Below are 17,513 nucleotides of genomic sequence, written 5' to 3'. Positions count from 1 at the left end.
GGTCAGCCCTGCGCCGCCAGCCAGGCTTCGGCCCGGGCCAGGTCTTCCGGGGTGTCGATGCCCGGCGGGAATTCGGCCGGGGTCAGCGCCACGCTGATGCGATGGCCCGCTTCCAGCGCGCGCAGCTGCTCCAGCGACTCCAGCTGCTCCAGCGTGCCCGGCGGCAACGCCGCGAACTGGCGCAGGAAGCCGGCACGATAGCCGTAGATGCCGATGTGACGCAGCCAGTGCGGCCCGGCCAGGGTGTCGCGGGAGCGCGCGAAGGCGTCGCGATGCCACGGAATCGGCGCGCGGCTGAAGTACAGCGCATCCAGGTTCTGCCGGCGCACCACCTTGACCGCGTTGGGGTCGAACAGCGTCTCAGCGTCTTCCACCGGGGTGGCCAGGGTGGACATCTCCGCCCCGCTGTAGACCAGCGCTTCGGCCACCGCGCGAATGCCTTCGGCCGGGGCGAACGGCTCGTCCCCCTGCAGGTTCACCACTACCGTGTCGTCGCTCCAACCGGCCTGTACGGCACATTCGGCCAGGCGGTCGGTGCCGGAGGCGTGGTCGGCCGAGGTCATCGCCACGCGCACGCTGGACAGGCCCTGCAGCGCATCGGCAATGCGGGCGTCGTCGGTGGCCACCCACACCTCGCGCGCACCGGCCAGCAGCGCACGCTCGGCCACGTGCAGCACCAGCGGCTGGCCACCCAACAGGCGCAGCGGTTTGCCGGGCAGGCGCGAGGCCGCGTAACGGGCCGGAATGGCGACAACGAAATCGAGGGGCTGGCTCATGTGCGGACTCACGAAAATGTCAGGGGACTCGAGACGACGGGCACCACGCTCAGCGCTTGCCCAGCTTGTCGACGCGGTCGAGCAGGTTCACCCAGAACGCGGCGGGCAGATCGGCCGCCAGCGGCACGGCGAAATGCCACTCGTTGGCAAACACCTTGCACTTCACCGCATCCTTTTCGGTCATCAATACGGGCAGTTCGCTGCCAAACCGTAGGTCGGCGGCCTGGTAGGCGTGATGATCGGGGAACGCGTGCGGCACCACGCCGATGCCCTGCGCGCGCAGCATGTCGAAAAAGCGCTGCGGGTGCGCAATGCCGGCCACCGCATGCACGCGCTGGCCACGGAAATGCGCCAGCGTGCGCGGGCGGCCACCGCTGAGCGGTTGGGCACTGTCGATATGCAGCTGCATCGGCCATTCGCCGAAGCCGCACGCCGGTTGCGCGCCAACGCCATCACTGGCCTGGCCCATGTTGACCACACGGAAATCGCAGTCGTTGGCGCGGCTGACCGGCTCGCGCAATGGGCCGGCGGGGATCATCCGCCCGTTGCCGTAGCGACGCTGCGCGTCGACCACTTCGATCTCGATATCGCGGGCCAGCCGGTAATGCTGCAGGCCGTCGTCGCAGACGATGATGTCGCAGCCGGCCTCGACCAGCGCCTTGCCGGCGGCCAGGCGATCGGCATCCACGCGGACCGGCACGCCGGTCTTCCACGCGATCAGCACCGGTTCGTCGCCGCCGATGGCGGTGGACGTGGTGGCCTCCACCCAGCGCGCCGTGCCCGGCTCGTCGCGGCCGTAACCGCGACTGGCCACGCCGGGCTTCCAGCCGGCGTCACGCAGGCGCTTGACCAGCGCGATGGTCAGCGGGGTCTTGCCGGTGCCACCGGCCGTGACATTGCCCACCACCACCACCGGCACCGGCAGCGCGTGGCGTTTCAGCCAGCCCCGCCGATACAGCAGCCTGCGCAGCGCAATGGCGCCGCCGTACAACGGCGCAAGCAGCCGCGCCGGCAACGGAATGGCGCTGCCGTCATACCAGTACGACGGCGTGCGGGTGCCCTTGGCCGCCATCAGGCCTGCCTTTCGCGGAACTGCATCTTGTGCAGGTGCTCGTACAGCCCGCCGAGGGCCAGCAGCTCGTGGTGGGTACCCCGCTCGACGATGCGGCCGTGGTCCATGACCAGCACCTGGTCGGCGTGTTCGATGGTGGACAGGCGGTGTGCGATCACCAGCGTGGTGCGCTCGGGCATCAGGCGCTGCAACGCGTCCTGGACCAGGCGTTCGGATTCGTTGTCGAGTGCGGCGGTGGCTTCGTCCAGGATCAGGATCGGTGCATCGCGCAGGATCGCGCGTGCGATCGCCAGGCGCTGACGCTGGCCGCCGGACAGCAGCGCGCCGTTTTCGCCCACCGGCGTCTGCAGCTGTTGCGGCATGCGCTCGATGAACTCCCAGGCATTGGCCGCTTCGGCGGCGGCGCGGATCTGCTCTTCGCTGGCGTCCATGCCGTAGGCGATGTTGGCGCCCACGCTGTCGTCGAACAGCATCACCTTCTGCCCCACCATCGCCACCTGGCGGCGCAGGTCGGCCAGCGGGTAGTCCTCCAGCGAAACGCCGTCCAGGGTGATGCGGCCCCCGTTGGGTTCGTAGAAGCGCGGCACCAGCCGGATCAGGCTGGTCTTGCCGCTGCCGGAGCGCCCGACGATCGCGGTGACCGTGCCCGGCTTGGCGACAAAGCTGATGTCATCCAGGGCGATGCCGGTGTCTTCACGGTAGCGCAGCATCACGTGCTCGAAGGCGAGCTCGCCACGCGCACGGCCGATCTTCTGGATGCCCTCGTCACGCTCGACCGGCAGGTCGAGGATGCCGAACAGGCGCTCGGCGGCAGCCACGCCACGCGAGATCGAGGTCTGCACGCTGGTCAACCGGCGCAGCGAGGGAATGATAGCCATCATCGAGGTCATCAGGCCCATGAACTGGCCTGCGTTGAGCTTGCCGGCCAGAGCTTCGCGGGTGGACACCCATACGATCACCGCCAGCGCCAGCGCGGCCAGGAACTGCACCGTGCTGGACGCCAGTGCACGGGTGGTCTCCACCTTCATGTTGAGGCCGAGCATGCGGTTGGCCAGGCGGGCATAGCGCGAGATTTCATGCGCCTGGGTGCCATGCACCTTCACTTCCTGCTGCGCGGCCAGCGACTGCTCGGCGGTCTGCGCCATGCTGCCCATGCCGTCCTGGATGCCACGGCTGATGCGGCGGTAGCGCTTGCCCACGAACGACACGATCACGCCGATCAGCGGCACCACCACCAGCATCGCCACGGTGACCTTGACGCTCATCTGCAGCATCACCACCAGCATCGCGATGATGGTCAGGGTGTCGGCCACCAGTGTCTTGAGCGCGTCGGCGCTGGCCTGGGTGACCTGTTCGGTGTCGTAGTTGAGGCGGCTGACCATCACCGGCGTCGCCTCGCTGTCAAAGTGCGAGGACGGCAGGTGCAGGTACTTTTCCAGCACCTGTTCGCGCAGATCACGCACCACGCTGCGACCGGTGCGGGCCAGCGCGTAGTCGCTGACCAGCGTGGCCAGGCTGCGCATCATGAACAGGCCGAGGATGGTCAGCGGCAGGATCACCGCCATGCGCGGCTCGGGGTTGACGAAGCCGCGGTTGACCAGCGGCTCCATCAGCTTGGTGAAGTGGTAGCCGGCAAGCGCTTCGACGACCATGGCGATCACCGCGGCCACCATGAAGGTCCAGTAGGCGCGGGTATAGCCGAGCAGGCGCTTGTAGATCGGCCAGATCGGGGCGTGTTGTTTACTCATGGATGCACCTCCGGCGCAGTAGCGATGGCGATGCGGCGGAAGCCGAGCTGGCCCAGGGCATCCTGGGCAGTGACAACGGCCTGGTAAGGCGTGCGCGCATCGGCGCGCAGCAGCACGGTCTGTTCACGGTCGCTGCCAGCCACCGCGGCGATGGTCTGTTTGACCGCCTCCACGTCGGTACGCAGCACTTCCTGGTCGTTGATGAAGTAGCGCCCTTCGGCGTTGACCAGCACGCTGAGCGAACGCGGCGGCTCGCTGTTGTCCTGCTGGCTGGCGGTCGGCAGCTGCAGTTGCAGGGTCGAGCGCGCGTCGAAGGTGGTGGTGACCACGAAGAAGATGATCAGCACGAGGATCACGTCGATCAGGGGTACCAGATCGATATGCGGCTCGTCCTGGACCCGGTCATTGCGAATACGCATCCGTCAGCCCTTGGCCGTAACGGGTGCGGCCGGCGCGGCGCTCTGCGCACGGGCGCCGGTGTTCATCACCCCGGGGCGACCGTCCAGCGCATCCAGCAGCGCGCTGGCTTCCTGCTCCATCTCGATCACGTAACCGCCGATGCGGCCCTTGAAGTAGCGATGGAACATCAGCGCCGGAATCGCCACGATCATGCCGGTGGCGGTGCACACCAGCGCCTTGCCGATACCGCCGGCAAGCTGGTTCACGTCGCCCACGCCGTGGTCGAGGATGCCCAGGAACATCTGGATCATGCCCACCACGGTGCCCAGCAGGCCCAGCAGCGGGCCGGCCGAGGCGATCGTGCCCAGGGCGTTCAGGAAACGCTCCATGCGGTGCACCAGGTGCCGACCGGCATCCTCGATGCGCTCGCGGATCTGGTCGCGCGGGCGGTTGCGCGCTTCCAGCGCCACGGCCAGCAGCGCACCCAGCGGCGAGTTGGCGCGCAGCGACTGGATGTGGCTGGGGTCGAGTTTGCCGCGCGCGGCCCAGTTGCGCACTTCCTGGCCCAGCCCGGGGGGCAGGACCTCGTTACGCCGCAAGGTCCAGAAACGCTCCAGGACAATTGCCAAAGCCAGTACGCCCAACAGCAGCAGCGGCACCATCGGCCAGCCACCGGCCTTGACCAGTTCCCACACGTTTCAACCCTCCGGCCCATCAGCCGCTTGTTTGACCGCCGATAGGATAGCAGCCGACCGCGCCCGCTCCGCGGCATCCCACCAACGCGGCTGAAAAACCCGCTGTTCACGCACGTGCAGGCCTTCACGCCCGAGCCAGGCGCGCAGCGCGCCACTGTCGGCGGTGTTCAGCACTTCGGCTCCGGCGCCTTGCCAGCGCGCGACCACCGCTGGCCGCGGGTGCCGGAAGCGGTTGCCGTGCCCGGCCGAGACGATCGCCAGCCGGGGCGCCACCGCGGCCACCCAGGGAGCACTGGAGGAGCCGTCACTGCCATGATGCGGCACCACCACCAGCTCGGCCCGCAGCGTGGACGCGGCCTGCAGCAGCTCCGTCTCGCTGCGCGCACCGATATCGCCGGCCAGCAGGATCGCGCCCTGCGCGGTCACGATACGCAGCACGCAGCTGCTTTCGTTGCCCTGGTACGGGGCGCCCGGGCGGGGGTGCAGGAACTGGAAGTCGACCCCGTCCCAGCGCCAGGACTGCCCTGCATGGCAGGGCGCATCGATGCCTGGCAACGCACCCTGCGGCGCCAGCAACGGTGCGCGCGGGAAGCCACGCTTGACCGCCGCAACGCCGCCGGCGTGGTCGCGGTCGCCATGGCTGAGCACGAGGCGATCCAGCCGACCCTCGCCCAACGCGTGCAGAGTGGGCACGACGATCCGCTCGCCCGCGTCGAACCCGCCCGTCGCAGCGGGGCCGGTGTCGTACAACAACCGGTGGGTGCGGGTCCGCACCCATATGGACATGCCCTGCCCCACATCCATCACCAGCAACTCCACCTCACCGTCGCCTGGCCGCGACTGGGCCGGCCACAGCAGCGGCAGGCACAGCAGGACCGCCGGCAGACGCCCACCGCTACCGCGTGGCAGCAGCAGCCACGCAACCCCGAGCACCGCCGCCGGCAGCGCCGCGTCGCGGGCCTGCGGCAGCCACCACAGCGCCAGCGGGCTGCGGGCGGCGTAGCCGAGCAGCCACCAGCTGGCCTCGAAACACCACGCGGCCAGCTGCCAGGGCCAGCGCCCTGCCCCCTCCACCAACGCTTCCAGTGCAGTGCCCAGCAGCGCCAGCGGCACCACCACCAGGCTCCACCAGGGAATCGCCAGCAGGTTGACCAGCGGCCCGGCACGCGAGGCCTGGCCGAACAGCGCCACGGTGAGCGGCAGCAGCGCCAGCGTGGCCACGCCCTGCGCCGCCAGGAAGGTGCGCAGCCAACGCGGATCGCGCCCCGGCAGGCACCACACCAGCCACAGCACCCCGGCGAAGCTGAGCCAGAAGCCGGGCGCCAGCACGGCCAGGGGATCCACCAGCAACACCGCCAGTGCGGCCAGCGCCAGGGCCTGGCCGACCGTCACCCGGCGCCGGCTGCAGCGGGCGGCGGCCAGCACGGCAATCATCAGCACGGTGCGCACGGTCGGCAGCGCAAAGCCCGCCACCGCGGCGTACAGCGCCGCCCCGGAGACGGCGGCAACGGCCATCCCCAACGGGCGAGGCCAACACCGCCCCAGCGGCGGCCACACGCGCCAGGCGCAGCCGGCCAGCCACGCCGCAAACCCGGCGACAAGCCCGACGTGGAAGCCGGAGATCGCGATGAGGTGGGTCAGCCCCAGTGCGCGCAGGTCGTCCCAGTCGGCCTGGGTGAGCGCCCGGGTATCGCCCAGCGCCAGGGCCTGCACGAAACGCGCGCCGCCCCCCGTTACCTGGGCGGCGATGCCCGCCGCCATGCGTTCACGCCAGGCGGGCACCCCGCTGCCGGGCGCCAGTAAACGGGCGCTGTCCGGTTCACGGACCTGTCCGGACCCTGCCACCCCCTGCAACAGGGCGTGGCGTTCTGCATCGAAGCCACCGGGATTGCGCAGCCCCCGTGGCGGGCGCAGCCGTGCATGCAGCCTCCAGCGCGCCCCCGCCTGCACGCGCCGACGCGGATCCTCGCTGCTGTCGGACCGGGCATGCCACCCCATCGCGAACACGCGGTCGCGCACCTCAACCGGTAGCGCCGGATCGTCGTCGACGCGAAACAGGAACCGGCTGCTGCGCCCACCGTGCTCGGGCAGGCTGATCACCCGGCCCTGCAACACGTGATCGATCCCCGCCGCCGCGGCAGGCAGCTGCCGCGCAAGCGCCGTGTGCCCGTGCAGGCAGGCGCAGCCCACTCCAAGCAGCGCCGCGCCCAGCCAACGCCATCGCGAGGGCCAGCACCACACCAGCAGACCGACACCGACGGCCACCATCCCCAGCCCACGCGGCAGCAGCTGCGGCGCAAAGACAATGACGCACACGCCCACCAGCAGCGCCGCAGCGCACGCCTTGCCGAACAGGGGAAGTGGAACCGCCGCTGGCACACCGTCACGGCCTGCCGCGATGACCATGCAACGCTCCGGGCACAAAACCCGATGCTGGGCCGGGCCGGATACCTGCGCTATCGGGCAGGCCGTCGTCTGGATGTCGGTGAATGTCGCGGGTGCCGCCATGGCGACCCGACCAACGCCGACCCAAACGAAAAAGCCGACCTGATGGTCGGCTTTTCTGTGGGTCCCACTGCAGTCTCTGCGACTGGAGTGGTGGGCGGTACAGGGTTCGAACCTGTGACCCCTACCATGTCAAGGTAGTGCTCTACCGCTGAGCTAACCGCCCGTTTGCTGCTCCTGCGCCGCTGCGAATGCGTCGGTGCAGGCCGCGTATATTACGGACGTCCCCCGACAAGCGCAACACTTTTGTGAAGGTATTTCACAACGCGTTGTTCAGCCCAGACTGGCCTCCTTCAGCTGCCGGATCTGGTCGCGTACGTGCGCGGCATCTTCGAACTCCAGGTCGCGGGCATGCTGGTACATCTTCTGCTCCAGCGCCTGCAGCCGCTTGGCGATCTGCGCTGGCCCCAGCGTGCGGTAATCCACCGCCTCTTCGGCCACCTTGCCACCGCGGCCCTTGCCCTTGCCGCGCGACTCTTTCTCGGCCGCATCCGACCGTGCGCCTTCAAGCACATCGGTGATCGGCCGCAGCACCGACTTCGGCGTGATGCCATGCAATTCGTTGTACTCGACCTGCTTGGCGCGACGACGGTCGGTCTCGTCGATCGCCGCCTGCATCGAGCGCGTGATCTTGTCGGCGTACAGGATCGCCTTGCCGCGCAGGTTGCGCGCCGCGCGGCCAATGGTCTGGATCAGCGAACCGGTGGAACGCAGGAACCCTTCCTTGTCCGCATCCAGAATCGCCACCAGCGACACTTCGGGCATGTCCAAGCCTTCGCGCAGCAGGTTGATGCCCACCAGCACGTCGAACTTGCCCAGGCGCAGGTCGCGGATGATCTCCACCCGCTCCACCGTGTCGATGTCCGAATGCAGGTAGCGCACGCGGATGCCGTGCTCGGTGAGGTAGTCGGTGAGGTTCTCGGCCATGCGCTTGGTCAGCGTGGTGACCAGCACGCGGTCGCCGAGCTTGATCCGCTCGTTGACTTCGCTCATCAGGTCGTCGACCTGGGTCCCCACGGGGCGGATCTCCACCACCGGATCGATCAGGCCGGTCGGGCGCACCACCAGTTCGGTGATCTCATCGCCGGCTTCGCGCAGTTCGTACGGACCGGGCGTGGCCGACACGTAGATGCTGCGCGGGCACCGTGCCTCCCACTCCTCGAAGCGCAGCGGGCGGTTGTCCAGCGCCGACGGCAGGCGGAAACCGAACTCCACCAGGGTTTCCTTGCGCGACCGGTCGCCCTTGAACATCGCGCCGATCTGCGGAATGGTCACGTGCGACTCGTCGATCACCAGCAGCGCGTCGGCCGGCAGGTAGTCGAACAGGGTCGGCGGCGGCTCGCCCGGGGCCTTGCCGGTGAGATGGCGTGAATAGTTTTCGATGCCGTTGCAGAAGCCGACCTCGGCCATCATCTCCAGGTCGAACTGGGTGCGCTGCGCCAGGCGCTGCGCTTCCACCAGCTTGTTCTGTTCGTACAACTGCTCCAGGCGCGGCTTGAGCTCGGCCTTGATGGTTTCCACCGCCGCCAGCACGCGCTCGCGAGTGGTCGCATAGTGGGTCTTGGGGTACAGCGTGTAGCGCATCAGCTTGCGCAGGCTTTCACCGGTGAGCGGGTCGAACATGCTGATCTGCTCGACCACCCCATCGAACAACTCGATACGTACCGCTTCACTGTCCGACTCGGCCGGGAACACGTCGATGACCTCGCCCCGCACGCGGAACGTACCGCGCTGCAGCTCGTACTCGTTGCGGGTGAACTGCAGCGAGGTCAGGTGGTTGATCAGGTCGCGCTGCTCGATGCGCTCGCCGGTGGACAGGATCAGGCGCAGCGACAGGTAGTCTTCCGGCGCGCCCAGGCCGTAGATCGCCGACACCGTGGCCACCACGATCGCGTCCGGGCGGGACAGCAGGGTCTTGGTCGCGGCAAGGCGCATCTGCTCGATGTGCTCGTTGATCGAGCTGTCCTTCTCGATGAAGGTATCCGACGCGGCCACGTAGGCTTCGGGCTGGTAGTAGTCGTAGTAGCTGACGAAGTACTCGACCGCGTTGTTGGGGAAGAACGACTTGAACTCACCGTACAGCTGCGCGGCCAGGGTCTTGTTCGGCGCCATGATCAGCGTCGGTTTCTGGACGTTCTGGATGACGTTGGCAATGGTGTAGGTCTTGCCCGAGCCGGTCACGCCGAGCAGGGTCTGCTTGGCGATGCCCGCCTCGAAGTTGGCCGTCAGCTTCTCGATCGCCGCGGGCTGGTCGCCGGCCGGCGAATACGGGGAGACAAGTTCGAAGCGATCGCTCATGGTGCCGCCATATCCGGGGCCTACCAGTATACCGGGGGCAATAGTGACGGCCGGCTGAGGGGAAGGCCGAGGGGGAGGCGGGGCGTTGGCCGGTAGCCCCAATCGCGGCCGGGAGCGCATGTTCAGGCCTTGCCATCAACGGTTCTGAACCATGCATATCGCATTTCACCCCCGGGCAACGGCCATCGGGATCGGGCTGGTCCAGGTGCTGGTTGCCTTGGGCATCTCGGCGATCCTCGCGTCGCTTGCCCTGCCAGGCATTCAGGCGCTGCTGGACCGCACCCGTGCCGACGGCGTGCGCCTGCAGCTGATGTCCGCCTTTGCCTCTGCGCGCAGTACCGCGCTCAGCCGCCGGCATGCGGTAACGGTATGCGCCAGCCAGGATGGGCAGCAGTGCGGCGATGACTGGAGCGCAGGGTGGTTGATTTACCGGGACCACGACGACCTGGCACAACCGGCAGGCCCTGCCGAGGTGCTGCATTACCATGCCGGCACCCGCGCTGGCGCGGTGCGGGCAAGCGCAACTTCGGGGCGGCCGCGCCTGCGTTACGGCCCCAACGGGCGCAGCTTTGGCCGAAACCTGACCATTACCCTGTGCGTCCGCGGGGAACGCCATGGCGAGGTAGTCGTCAACAACAGCGGCCGCGCGCGGTCACGCACCTACCGCGATCACCAGCCTTGCCCGTGACCGCCGAAGCCGCGGCCCGGAAACGACAAAAGCCGCGATTTCTCGCGGCTTTTGCAGAATCTGGCGCCCGAAGTTGGACTCGAACCAACGACCCCCTGATTAACAGTCAAGTGCTCTAACCGGCTGAGCTATTCGGGCGGGGAGCCGAATTCTAGAGGTTGCCGCGAAACGATGCAACACCCTGCCCCGCACGGCGCTACCAGCAGCCGGAAACCGTCGCCTCGGCGGGCGTCTTTACACTCGCCTGGTTGATGGACATCGTGCCGCACTTGTCCTTGGTCTGCGCGCCCTGCGGCGTGGCCGTGATGGTGAAGGTACCGGCGGCCTGCTGGATGCCCAGAGTGTACCAGGCCGTCGCCCCTTCGCGGGGCGACCGCGTCGAGGGCAGTGCAAAGCCCTGGTAGGTGTTCTGCACGGTATGGAAGCGCTCGGCCATCTGGCTGTACTCCACCAGATCGGCCTTGGCCTGCGCACGCCGCGATTTACGCACCTGGTCCTGATAGGTCGGCACCGCGACCGCTGCAAGAATCGCCACCACGGCCACCGTGATCATCAACTCGATCAAGGTGAAACCGAGCGACCGACGACGGTCGCTGCAGGCCCGGTAGAACTGTGTAGAACGCATGCGCGTGCTCCGTTACTGAATCTGGCGCCAGGATTGGCGACCACAGGGGTAAGGCAGGTACATCGGCTGGGCGCCGGCCACGTTGACCACCATCCAGCACCCGCTGCCCGGCACCGCCGGCGGTGCGGCCCCGCCGCCCGGGTTGGCAGGCGCCTGCAGACGCGGCACCACCGACACGGCCACGTCCTTGACTGGTGCGGAACCACCGGTATCCAACGCCACCGCGGCCGTCCCAGCGGCATACGCCTTGCCACCGGGAGAGCCCACCCGCACGGTCGACAGCGCTGCGGCACCGGATCGGGCATCCAGTCCGAACAGCCAGTTGTTGCCGATCGTGCCGCACCCGGTCGCGTTCGCCAATGCTGCATAAGTCGGCATGAACACCACGCCGGACACGATGTCCGGATACCCTACCGCCCGCTCACCCTTTGGCAGGTCGATGTACCAGCCAACAGCGTTTGCAGGCGTCGTCCCGACCGTCATCGACCGGGACGTGCCGTCGGCACCGGCTGCAACCACGTAGGGCTGCAGCGAAGCACGCGTGACCGTCGTGATCGTAGTTCCGGACAGGTCAGTGAAACCGTACAGAGACTGCGTGGTTTCATCGGCCTTGTCGTTGACGAAGGAGAAGCTGCCGGTGCCGAACATCAACAGCACACCGCCACCTTCGCCGGCAGCGGCCGTCAGGCCACCGGTGATGGGCTGGCGGTAGACCATCTTGGATTCGGTGCGCGACAGCGTGGTGAACACCGGCGTGGTAACGCTGTCGGCCTTGTCCAGCAGGTCGAAGCGCCACACCGCACCGTTGGCATCTGCACCATAGACAGTATCGGCATAGCCGTCCCGCACCGCATTGGAAGGCGTGGCGTTGTCCTTGCGATCCAGCACCACGATGTTGCCCAGGCCATTGACGCCGCTCGGCGTACCCGCGCCGGATTCCGTTGCCTCGATCATGCGCACCTTCGGATCACCGGTACCGATGTCGACGATGAACAGCACCGCCTTGCCATTCTGACTGTTGTAGCCATTCCCGAAGATCGCCTTCCAGGTCACGGTGTTGCCCGACTTGACTGGCACGATGACCGGCTTGCCCAACACGTGGCCGATATTGTTTCGAATCTCGGGCGTTGCACCGGTGAGATCATTGATCTCCCACAACCGGCTGCCACTTCCGAAGCTCCCGGGCTTGGTCACGTCCAATGCGAACACACCGCGCCCACCGGCGCCGGTGGTCCCTACCAACGTGGTATGCCAGGCACTCTCATAGTACGTGTCACCCACCGCGAGCGGACCGTCCACGAAGTAGCGGTGCGGCACCTGGTCGGCGACGTTGAGTGGGTTGTAAGGCTTTAGCAGGTTACCCATGTGACCAATGGACGTCGCGGGAATGTACGCGAACGATTCACGACCGCCACTGCCCGCCGTCGCACCCTTTGCATCCAGACCGCCCTCGAAAGCATGCAACATGCCGTCGTTGGCGCCCACGTAGACCATGTAGTTGTTGGCCAGCTTGGATTTCATGTAGGCGTCGTACGTGGTGCCCAAGTCGCCAACCAACGACCGGTAACCGTAGTCGTCGATGGGTGAACTGATCTGCGGCGACGAATTGATGATGTCGCCCAGGATCGCAGTCCGGTCACGCAGCTTGCCGCCGTTGCGGACTTCTCCGCTGGTATCGCCGCGCAGGTAGGCCACGGCAGATGCCGCCGTCGCACCCAGCCCGGTCAGACCCGCCGAATCACAGCGACTCATGCCCGGATAAAGGGCGCTCGGGGTTCCGCACAGGGTATCCAGCGTCACAGTAGAAGAACTGAACTCACTCACCGAGGTGCCGTTGGCGTAATAGATCTTACGGGCGGCCGCAGCGGGGAACCGGGTACTGGCCTCCCAGATCGCCGTGTACTTGGCCTCACGTGTGGCCGGATCCACCGTGACCTGGCTCGCCGAGAGACGACTGAACCAGTCGGTGCCTTCGTTGGCCACTACGTAGTTGGGGCTGACTGTGAGCGAGCCCGCGCCGATACGCGCGCCCGTCAGTGCGATGGTCCCGGACGGCGAGGAGCCCGAGGACACGGCCGACAGTACCCGGCGCATCGCCGCAGTCACTTCTGCGGGTGTCTTGGCATTGATGAACTCGCCACGGGTGTTGATCGCAGCATGCCAGAGTTCATCGATGACACGGCCGTCATCGGAGTCCATCGGGTTGCCGTTGGCATTCCAGTTTGGCGTGGTTGTGTACGGGTCCTTGGTGGCCGCCTGGTTCACCTCGTAGATTTTGCCCTGAGCGCCCAATGTGACGCCATAGAAGTTCATGTGCAGGTCTGTCTGGCAGTCCAGGCGCTTCCAGTCGGCCGAAGACTTGCTGAGGGTGTCGCATTGCTTGCTTACCGGGACCTGCCCAGCCGGGAACGCAGCACCGGTGCGCAACGGAACGAGCGAGCCATCGTAGTACGCAGCCGCAATGTCGGCGATGGTATTGGTGTAGTTGTCCGCAAACGGAGCGCCGGTGAAATGCGTGGTCCCACTGGAATCGGCGTTCGCGTAGTCCGTGCCCTTGGGTACCTTGCTGGTAGTATTGGTGTAACCATCGGTAAAGAGCATGCCGCCGTTACGCTGGCAGGCGAGCGCCACAGGCGCCCCGGCCCCGGTGCGCCTGAACTGCTTGCCAAGGAAGTCGACCGCTTCGCGATTGGGCGTGCCGCCGCTGGGTTTCAAGGAGTAGATCTGCTGGTACAGCGATGCCCGCTCTTTGACGACGTCGTACATGGTGACGTCGGTGAGCTTGTTGATCGTGAAGTAGCCCACTCGCATGTTCTCGATCTCGCCCATCGCATGGGACGACGACCCAACCATCGACAGGATGCGATTGCGGTGGTACTGGAACCAGTTCGCGAAGTTCTTGATGGCGTCACTGTAGCCACTATCGTAGTTGCCCGGCACGATGGTGTAGCGCCGCATATCACAACTGGGGCCACAGGCATTCTTGATTACCGGACGGCTGGCATCGTCGTCCCTGTAGCCGGCCGGCGCCGGATCCTTAGCGGGCAGGTAGAACGTGGCGGGGAAATACTGCAGCGGTATCAGACAGTTGCCAGGCGAAACCCAGTCATCGGCCAGCGTAACCCACTTGCGGCCACTATCCTTCAGCCCATCGTCCCTGTAACGCAGCCTGTTGTTCGAGTCATAGTAGCTACTGTTGCAGATCTGCCCGTCTGCGTAATACACCGAGCCCTTGGGCAGGGTCATGCCTGCCAGTACCTGGAACTGTTCAGCGGTCGAGGCGCGCGACGATTCCATGTTGTAAGTGACCGCGTAGGGAACGGCGAAATCACTGCCCGACCGAGGATCAGCACGGGTCGAGCCGATCAAGGCATCTGGCTGCAGAGCATTGCCCTTGCTGTCCTTTTGCGCCATCCGCCAGGGGTCGTACTTCACAGACGGGTTGAAGTAACCCGCGTTGTAAGTCGGCGAGCGCGCGAAGCCAAACGCATCGAACGGCGGAATCGCCCGTCCGTAGCTGTAGGAGCTGTTGTAGCCGTTGTGCGGAAACAGGTAGAGGTAGCAATCAATCGAATTGCCATCACACGAGGTGCCAACGTCATAGAACACGCCCGCCGACTTGAAGAAGCTGCTGCCATTCCACTGCATGCGCCCGTCGCCGCCGACGAAGATGCGCTCGAACGTCATCGAGTTGGAGTCATCGACTGCCATGATGAAGGCCGGCGTCGCCGAGCTCACGGTATTGAGCGGCTGCTGACTCAACTCACCCTGAGCCTGCGCGGCGAAGAGGCTGTAGACGAAGTAGGCACCTGAGCCGACCAGCAGCAACCCTGCCGCTGCCGTGATACCGAATTTGCGCGTAATCATGACGGCGGCCTCAGAGCTTGAAAACAGTGTCGATGACAGCTGACGAGGAAGGCCCCGCCGGCACATCGGTTGAGAAGGAGGTGATCTGGTAGATCGGTGCGGTCGGGTCGAGCGGCTTGCCCATGCCCAGCGAACCACCGCCGATGATGCAGGAGTCGATCCGGCGCACATTGACCGCGTCGGCAGCGGTAATGACCGTGTCCCGGCCCCACTTCACCGGATCGTAGCCATCGTCGCAGTTGAGCTTGATGTTGCTGTCCTGGATCGGTGCGTCGCTGGCCAGGGAGGTGCGGTTGGCGATCGCCTCGATGGCATGCTCGGTGCGCCGGGTCAGGCCCTCGGTATTCTGGAATGCCGTGTTGGTCGCCCGGTAGTTGGACGCCATCTTTTCCTGCATGCCCGCCACCTGCATGCCGGCGATGCCGATCAAGGCCAGCAGGATCAACATGATCAGGGCGACGTACAACACTGCGCCGCGCTGTTGTGCGGGCGCCACGAATGCTCTGGAAGACCGGTTCATGGCATCAATTCCCGAAGAGGCGGTTGCGCAGCGCGATGGAGGATTCGTACGCGGCGCGGTAGCGTGTGTCGTTCTTCGCCGCCGGCGCGAAACGCAGGCCCAGCGAACGCGGGTCGTTGACGGCCGCCACCGACGCGGTCGCCGTCGCCGGCCCCGGACTGCGGGCCAGCACGCCTACCTGCACCAGGCCCACGCGCCGCCACTGGCCTGCCCCGGCAGCGTCGTCGGTGGTGGCCACCGCGGTGGCGATGTTCTGCACGGTAATGTTGCCGGTCGGCAGAGTGGTCTGGCTGATGATGGGCGTCGCATCCAGGCCGTACATCACCTGCAGGTTCTCGATGCCCTCGACCAGTTCTTCAGCCGCATCGTAGGTGCCGCCCTTGTTGGCGCGCGCGCGCATCAGCGCCGGCTCGCCACTGGTGGAGGTGCCGATGAAGTAAACAATCGACTCGGCGCGGTACAGCATCGTTTCGCCGGTCGGCTGCACGTTGTAACGCTGCAGTGATGGCCCGGCGGCGGTGACCACGCCGGCAGCGTAGGAACCAATGAAGATGTCGGCGTGGCTGCAGTCGGCAATACCGAACACACCCGGCGCAGTCACGCCATCCTCGGTAAGACGCTTGCCGAGTTGAGCATCGAAGCCGACCTTGCTGTTGGCGCCCGTACTGATGCTGGTTACCGGCACGCCCACGGGCGCCATGAACCGCAGCACCAGAATGTCGCTGCCACCGCGCACCGGCAGGCTCTTCAGCGCATCGGGCAACCCGGCGGTGGGCGCTGCCCACGTGGTGCCCAGGGTCAGGCTGTTGGTGGGCCCGGTATTGGGCGCTTCGTAGCCCTGCACCGACACCGAGAAGTCCAACGGATGGCCGCTACCGGTCGTGGCTGCGGCAATGTTAACGACCGGGTCGCCCTGGTTCTTGACGAAGTGGGCCTGGTCGTTGACGCAGCCGAAGTGGCCGGCCATGCGGATATCACGCTGCAGGAACTCCAGCGCGAAGCGCGCGTTTTCCTGCGCGCGCGCAGCACCGGCGGCAAGCTGGGATGCTTCGCGCGATGCCGAGAACACCTGGATGACGCCCAGCATCAACACCAGGCCGATCACCATCGCGATCATGACCTCGATCAACGAAATGCCCGCGACGCGACGCGAACTGGCCAGGACGGGGCTCATAGCTGGGTCACCGCGGTGAAGGTGGTGGTGGTGTTCGGGTTGGCCTTGTCCCATCGCTGGTCGCCCCAGGTGATGCCGACAGTGACCCGGCCATTGGCGTTGACCACCGTCGCGCTGGCACCCTCACCAAGCGCCTGTACCACCTGGCACTGCCAGCGGGCGATGTTCTGGCCGATGTCCACCGTGCCGGTCGGCCGCGAGCAGGCAGTGCGGGTCACTGCGCCGGAGGCGAACGTGGCGTTGGTGTACCAGGCCGACTGGAAGCGGTTGGCGCGCATCTGGTCGATCAGGTCATAGGCAAGATTGGTCGCCTGGGTGCGGTAATTGGCACTCTGTACGAAGCGCACATTCATGGTCTGCAGCAGGGCAAAGCCAAGCAGGCCGAAGGCCAGCACGATGATGGTGATCAGAACCTCGATCATGCTGAAACCACCGGCGGCACGGCGGCCACCTGGCGCACGGAAGCGTTTCATGAGCAGTTCTCTTTGAGGGTGCTGACTTGCCCGGAGGCATTCACGGTCAAACGGCGGCGCAACTGCTGGGTGCCACACTTGCTGGGCTGCAGGCTGATTTCCTGCGGATCGGCACTGCGCCGACGACCGTGGCCGTCAAACGCGATGGCCGCCGACGACGGTCCGGCCGTCTGCAGCGCCGGGTTCACCACCACGTAGCGAAGCACGACTTCGCCGGTGGAGTAGCCGCTGTCGCCGTCCACATCGGCCCAGGCCAGCATGCCCTTGCTCCAGCTGCCGTCGCAGCTGGTGCCGGTGGAACTGCCACAGACGCCACCGCCCCGCTTGTTGCGGATGGCCTCGCTGCGCGCCAGCGCAACCAGCCCGGATGCCTCGTTGATGCCGGAGGCGACCCGGTTCGAGCGCAGCGTGCTCTGGAAACTCGGAAAGGCGATCGCAGCCAGGATGGCAACCACCGCAACGGTGATCATCAACTCGACCAGTGTGAAGCCTTTGGATCGGCGGACGGACATGGAACGCTCCCCAGCGTGATGGCATAGAAGATGAACGCCCCGCCGCCCGGCGGCAAGCGGCGGCAGGACGAACGGTCGCCCGGGGGCGACAGGCGTCAATCGGTTGACACGACAAGGCAGGGTCGCAGGCCTCGAGCGGGTCGCCAGCTCCCCGGCCAGCA

The 17,513-nt window shown here is 66.5% G+C and carries 14 protein-coding genes and 2 tRNA genes; 1 reads left to right on the top strand and 15 read right to left on the bottom strand.

Annotated elements, in window-relative coordinates; all coding sequences use genetic code 11:
- Positions 1–2 precede the first annotated feature (2 nt).
- The 8 genes from kdsB to uvrB form a co-directional block, all read right to left on the bottom strand.
- Positions 3–776: a 3-deoxy-manno-octulosonate cytidylyltransferase gene (kdsB, locus tag ACZ0AE_RS07040; protein ID WP_463600702.1), complete on the bottom strand. Its 774-nt coding sequence runs from the start codon at positions 774–776 to the stop codon at positions 3–5.
- Between the two features lie 49 nt (positions 777–825).
- The gene (gene lpxK / locus ACZ0AE_RS07035) at positions 826–1,848 is read right to left on the bottom strand and encodes a tetraacyldisaccharide 4'-kinase (RefSeq protein WP_038689235.1); all 1,023 of its coding nucleotides are present in this window, start codon (positions 1,846–1,848) and stop codon (positions 826–828) included.
- A complete protein-coding gene (msbA, locus tag ACZ0AE_RS07030) occupies positions 1,848–3,596 on the bottom strand; it encodes a lipid A export permease/ATP-binding protein MsbA (RefSeq protein WP_448133369.1) in 1,749 nt (582 codons plus the stop codon). Before msbA ends, lpxK begins: the two co-directional genes overlap by 1 nt.
- Positions 3,593–4,015 carry an ExbD/TolR family protein gene (locus ACZ0AE_RS07025; protein WP_038689239.1) on the bottom strand — a complete coding sequence of 141 codons (423 nt, stop codon included), beginning with the start codon at positions 4,013–4,015 and terminating at the stop codon, positions 3,593–3,595. Before ACZ0AE_RS07025 ends, msbA begins: the two co-directional genes overlap by 4 nt.
- A 3-nt stretch (positions 4,016–4,018) precedes the next feature.
- Positions 4,019–4,690, bottom strand: coding sequence for a MotA/TolQ/ExbB proton channel family protein (locus tag ACZ0AE_RS07020; protein ID WP_038689241.1), 672 nt, complete (start codon positions 4,688–4,690; stop codon positions 4,019–4,021).
- A 3-nt stretch (positions 4,691–4,693) separates the two neighbouring features.
- Entirely contained in the window at positions 4,694–7,096 is a 2,403-nt protein-coding gene (locus tag ACZ0AE_RS07015) for a DNA internalization-related competence protein ComEC/Rec2 (protein ID WP_463600701.1), read from the bottom strand.
- 190 nt (positions 7,097–7,286) lie between these two features.
- Positions 7,287–7,361 (bottom strand) — tRNA-Val (locus ACZ0AE_RS07010).
- A gap of 107 nt (positions 7,362–7,468) precedes the next feature.
- Positions 7,469–9,493, bottom strand: coding sequence for an excinuclease ABC subunit UvrB (gene uvrB / locus ACZ0AE_RS07005; protein ID WP_038689243.1), 2,025 nt, complete (start codon positions 9,491–9,493; stop codon positions 7,469–7,471).
- A 151-nt stretch (positions 9,494–9,644) separates the two neighbouring features.
- Here uvrB and ACZ0AE_RS07000 point away from each other — a divergent pair, with 151 nt between their 5' ends.
- Positions 9,645–10,181 carry a GspH/FimT family pseudopilin gene (locus ACZ0AE_RS07000; RefSeq protein WP_038689245.1) on the top strand — a complete coding sequence of 179 codons (537 nt, stop codon included), beginning with the start codon at positions 9,645–9,647 and terminating at the stop codon, positions 10,179–10,181.
- Positions 10,182–10,242: 61 nt separating this feature from the next.
- Here the strand turns inward: ACZ0AE_RS07000 and ACZ0AE_RS06995 are convergent.
- The 7 genes from ACZ0AE_RS06995 to ACZ0AE_RS06965 form a co-directional block, all read right to left on the bottom strand.
- Positions 10,243–10,319: transfer RNA gene (locus ACZ0AE_RS06995), tRNA-Asn, on the bottom strand.
- Between the two features lie 58 nt (positions 10,320–10,377).
- The gene (locus ACZ0AE_RS06990; protein WP_447592857.1) at positions 10,378–10,806 is read right to left on the bottom strand and encodes a type IV pilin protein; all 429 of its coding nucleotides are present in this window, start codon (positions 10,804–10,806) and stop codon (positions 10,378–10,380) included.
- Between the two features lie 12 nt (positions 10,807–10,818).
- Positions 10,819–14,673, bottom strand: coding sequence for a pilus assembly protein (locus tag ACZ0AE_RS06985; RefSeq protein ID WP_463600700.1), 3,855 nt, complete (start codon positions 14,671–14,673; stop codon positions 10,819–10,821).
- 10 nt (positions 14,674–14,683) lie between these two features.
- Complete coding sequence (locus ACZ0AE_RS06980) at positions 14,684–15,193, bottom strand: pilus assembly PilX family protein (protein WP_038689250.1); 510 nt, start codon at positions 15,191–15,193, stop codon at positions 14,684–14,686.
- 4 nt (positions 15,194–15,197) lie between these two features.
- On the bottom strand, positions 15,198–16,367 hold the full coding sequence (locus tag ACZ0AE_RS06975) for a PilW family protein (protein ID WP_463600699.1): 1,170 nt from the start codon (positions 16,365–16,367) through the stop codon (positions 15,198–15,200).
- Positions 16,364–16,840 carry a type IV pilus modification protein PilV gene (pilV, locus tag ACZ0AE_RS06970; protein ID WP_038689254.1) on the bottom strand — a complete coding sequence of 159 codons (477 nt, stop codon included), beginning with the start codon at positions 16,838–16,840 and terminating at the stop codon, positions 16,364–16,366. The genes ACZ0AE_RS06975 and pilV overlap by 4 nt, the downstream gene beginning before the upstream one ends.
- On the bottom strand, positions 16,837–17,352 hold the full coding sequence (locus ACZ0AE_RS06965) for a GspH/FimT family pseudopilin (RefSeq protein WP_463600698.1): 516 nt from the start codon (positions 17,350–17,352) through the stop codon (positions 16,837–16,839). Before ACZ0AE_RS06965 ends, pilV begins: the two co-directional genes overlap by 4 nt.
- Between the last annotated feature and the right edge of the window lie 161 nt (positions 17,353–17,513).

This window comes from Stenotrophomonas sp. AC248, from assembly GCF_979258185.1.
This window is presented reverse-complemented; position numbering and strand designations above follow the sequence as displayed.

Bases quoted from the DNA above. Each gene is read 5' to 3' on its own strand.
- kdsB (WP_463600702.1), bottom strand. From the start codon at position 776: ATGAGCCAGCCCCTCGATTTCGTTGTCGCCATTCCGGCCCGTTACGCG.
- lpxK (WP_038689235.1), bottom strand. From the start codon at position 1,848: ATGGCGGCCAAGGGCACCCGCACGCCGTCGTACTGGTATGACGGCAGC.
- msbA (WP_448133369.1), bottom strand. From the start codon at position 3,596: ATGAGTAAACAACACGCCCCGATCTGGCCGATCTACAAGCGCCTGCTC.
- ACZ0AE_RS07025 (WP_038689239.1), bottom strand. From the start codon at position 4,015: ATGCGTATTCGCAATGACCGGGTCCAGGACGAGCCGCATATCGATCTG.
- ACZ0AE_RS07015 (WP_463600701.1), bottom strand. From the start codon at position 7,096: ATGGTCATCGCGGCAGGCCGTGACGGTGTGCCAGCGGCGGTTCCACTT.
- uvrB (WP_038689243.1), bottom strand. From the start codon at position 9,493: ATGAGCGATCGCTTCGAACTTGTCTCCCCGTATTCGCCGGCCGGCGAC.
- ACZ0AE_RS07000 (WP_038689245.1), top strand. From the start codon at position 9,645: ATGCATATCGCATTTCACCCCCGGGCAACGGCCATCGGGATCGGGCTG.
- ACZ0AE_RS06990 (WP_447592857.1), bottom strand. From the start codon at position 10,806: ATGCGTTCTACACAGTTCTACCGGGCCTGCAGCGACCGTCGTCGGTCG.
- ACZ0AE_RS06985 (WP_463600700.1), bottom strand. From the start codon at position 14,673: ATGATTACGCGCAAATTCGGTATCACGGCAGCGGCAGGGTTGCTGCTG.
- ACZ0AE_RS06980 (WP_038689250.1), bottom strand. From the start codon at position 15,193: ATGAACCGGTCTTCCAGAGCATTCGTGGCGCCCGCACAACAGCGCGGC.
- ACZ0AE_RS06975 (WP_463600699.1), bottom strand. From the start codon at position 16,367: ATGAGCCCCGTCCTGGCCAGTTCGCGTCGCGTCGCGGGCATTTCGTTG.
- pilV (WP_038689254.1), bottom strand. From the start codon at position 16,840: ATGAAACGCTTCCGTGCGCCAGGTGGCCGCCGTGCCGCCGGTGGTTTC.
- ACZ0AE_RS06965 (WP_463600698.1), bottom strand. From the start codon at position 17,352: ATGTCCGTCCGCCGATCCAAAGGCTTCACACTGGTCGAGTTGATGATC.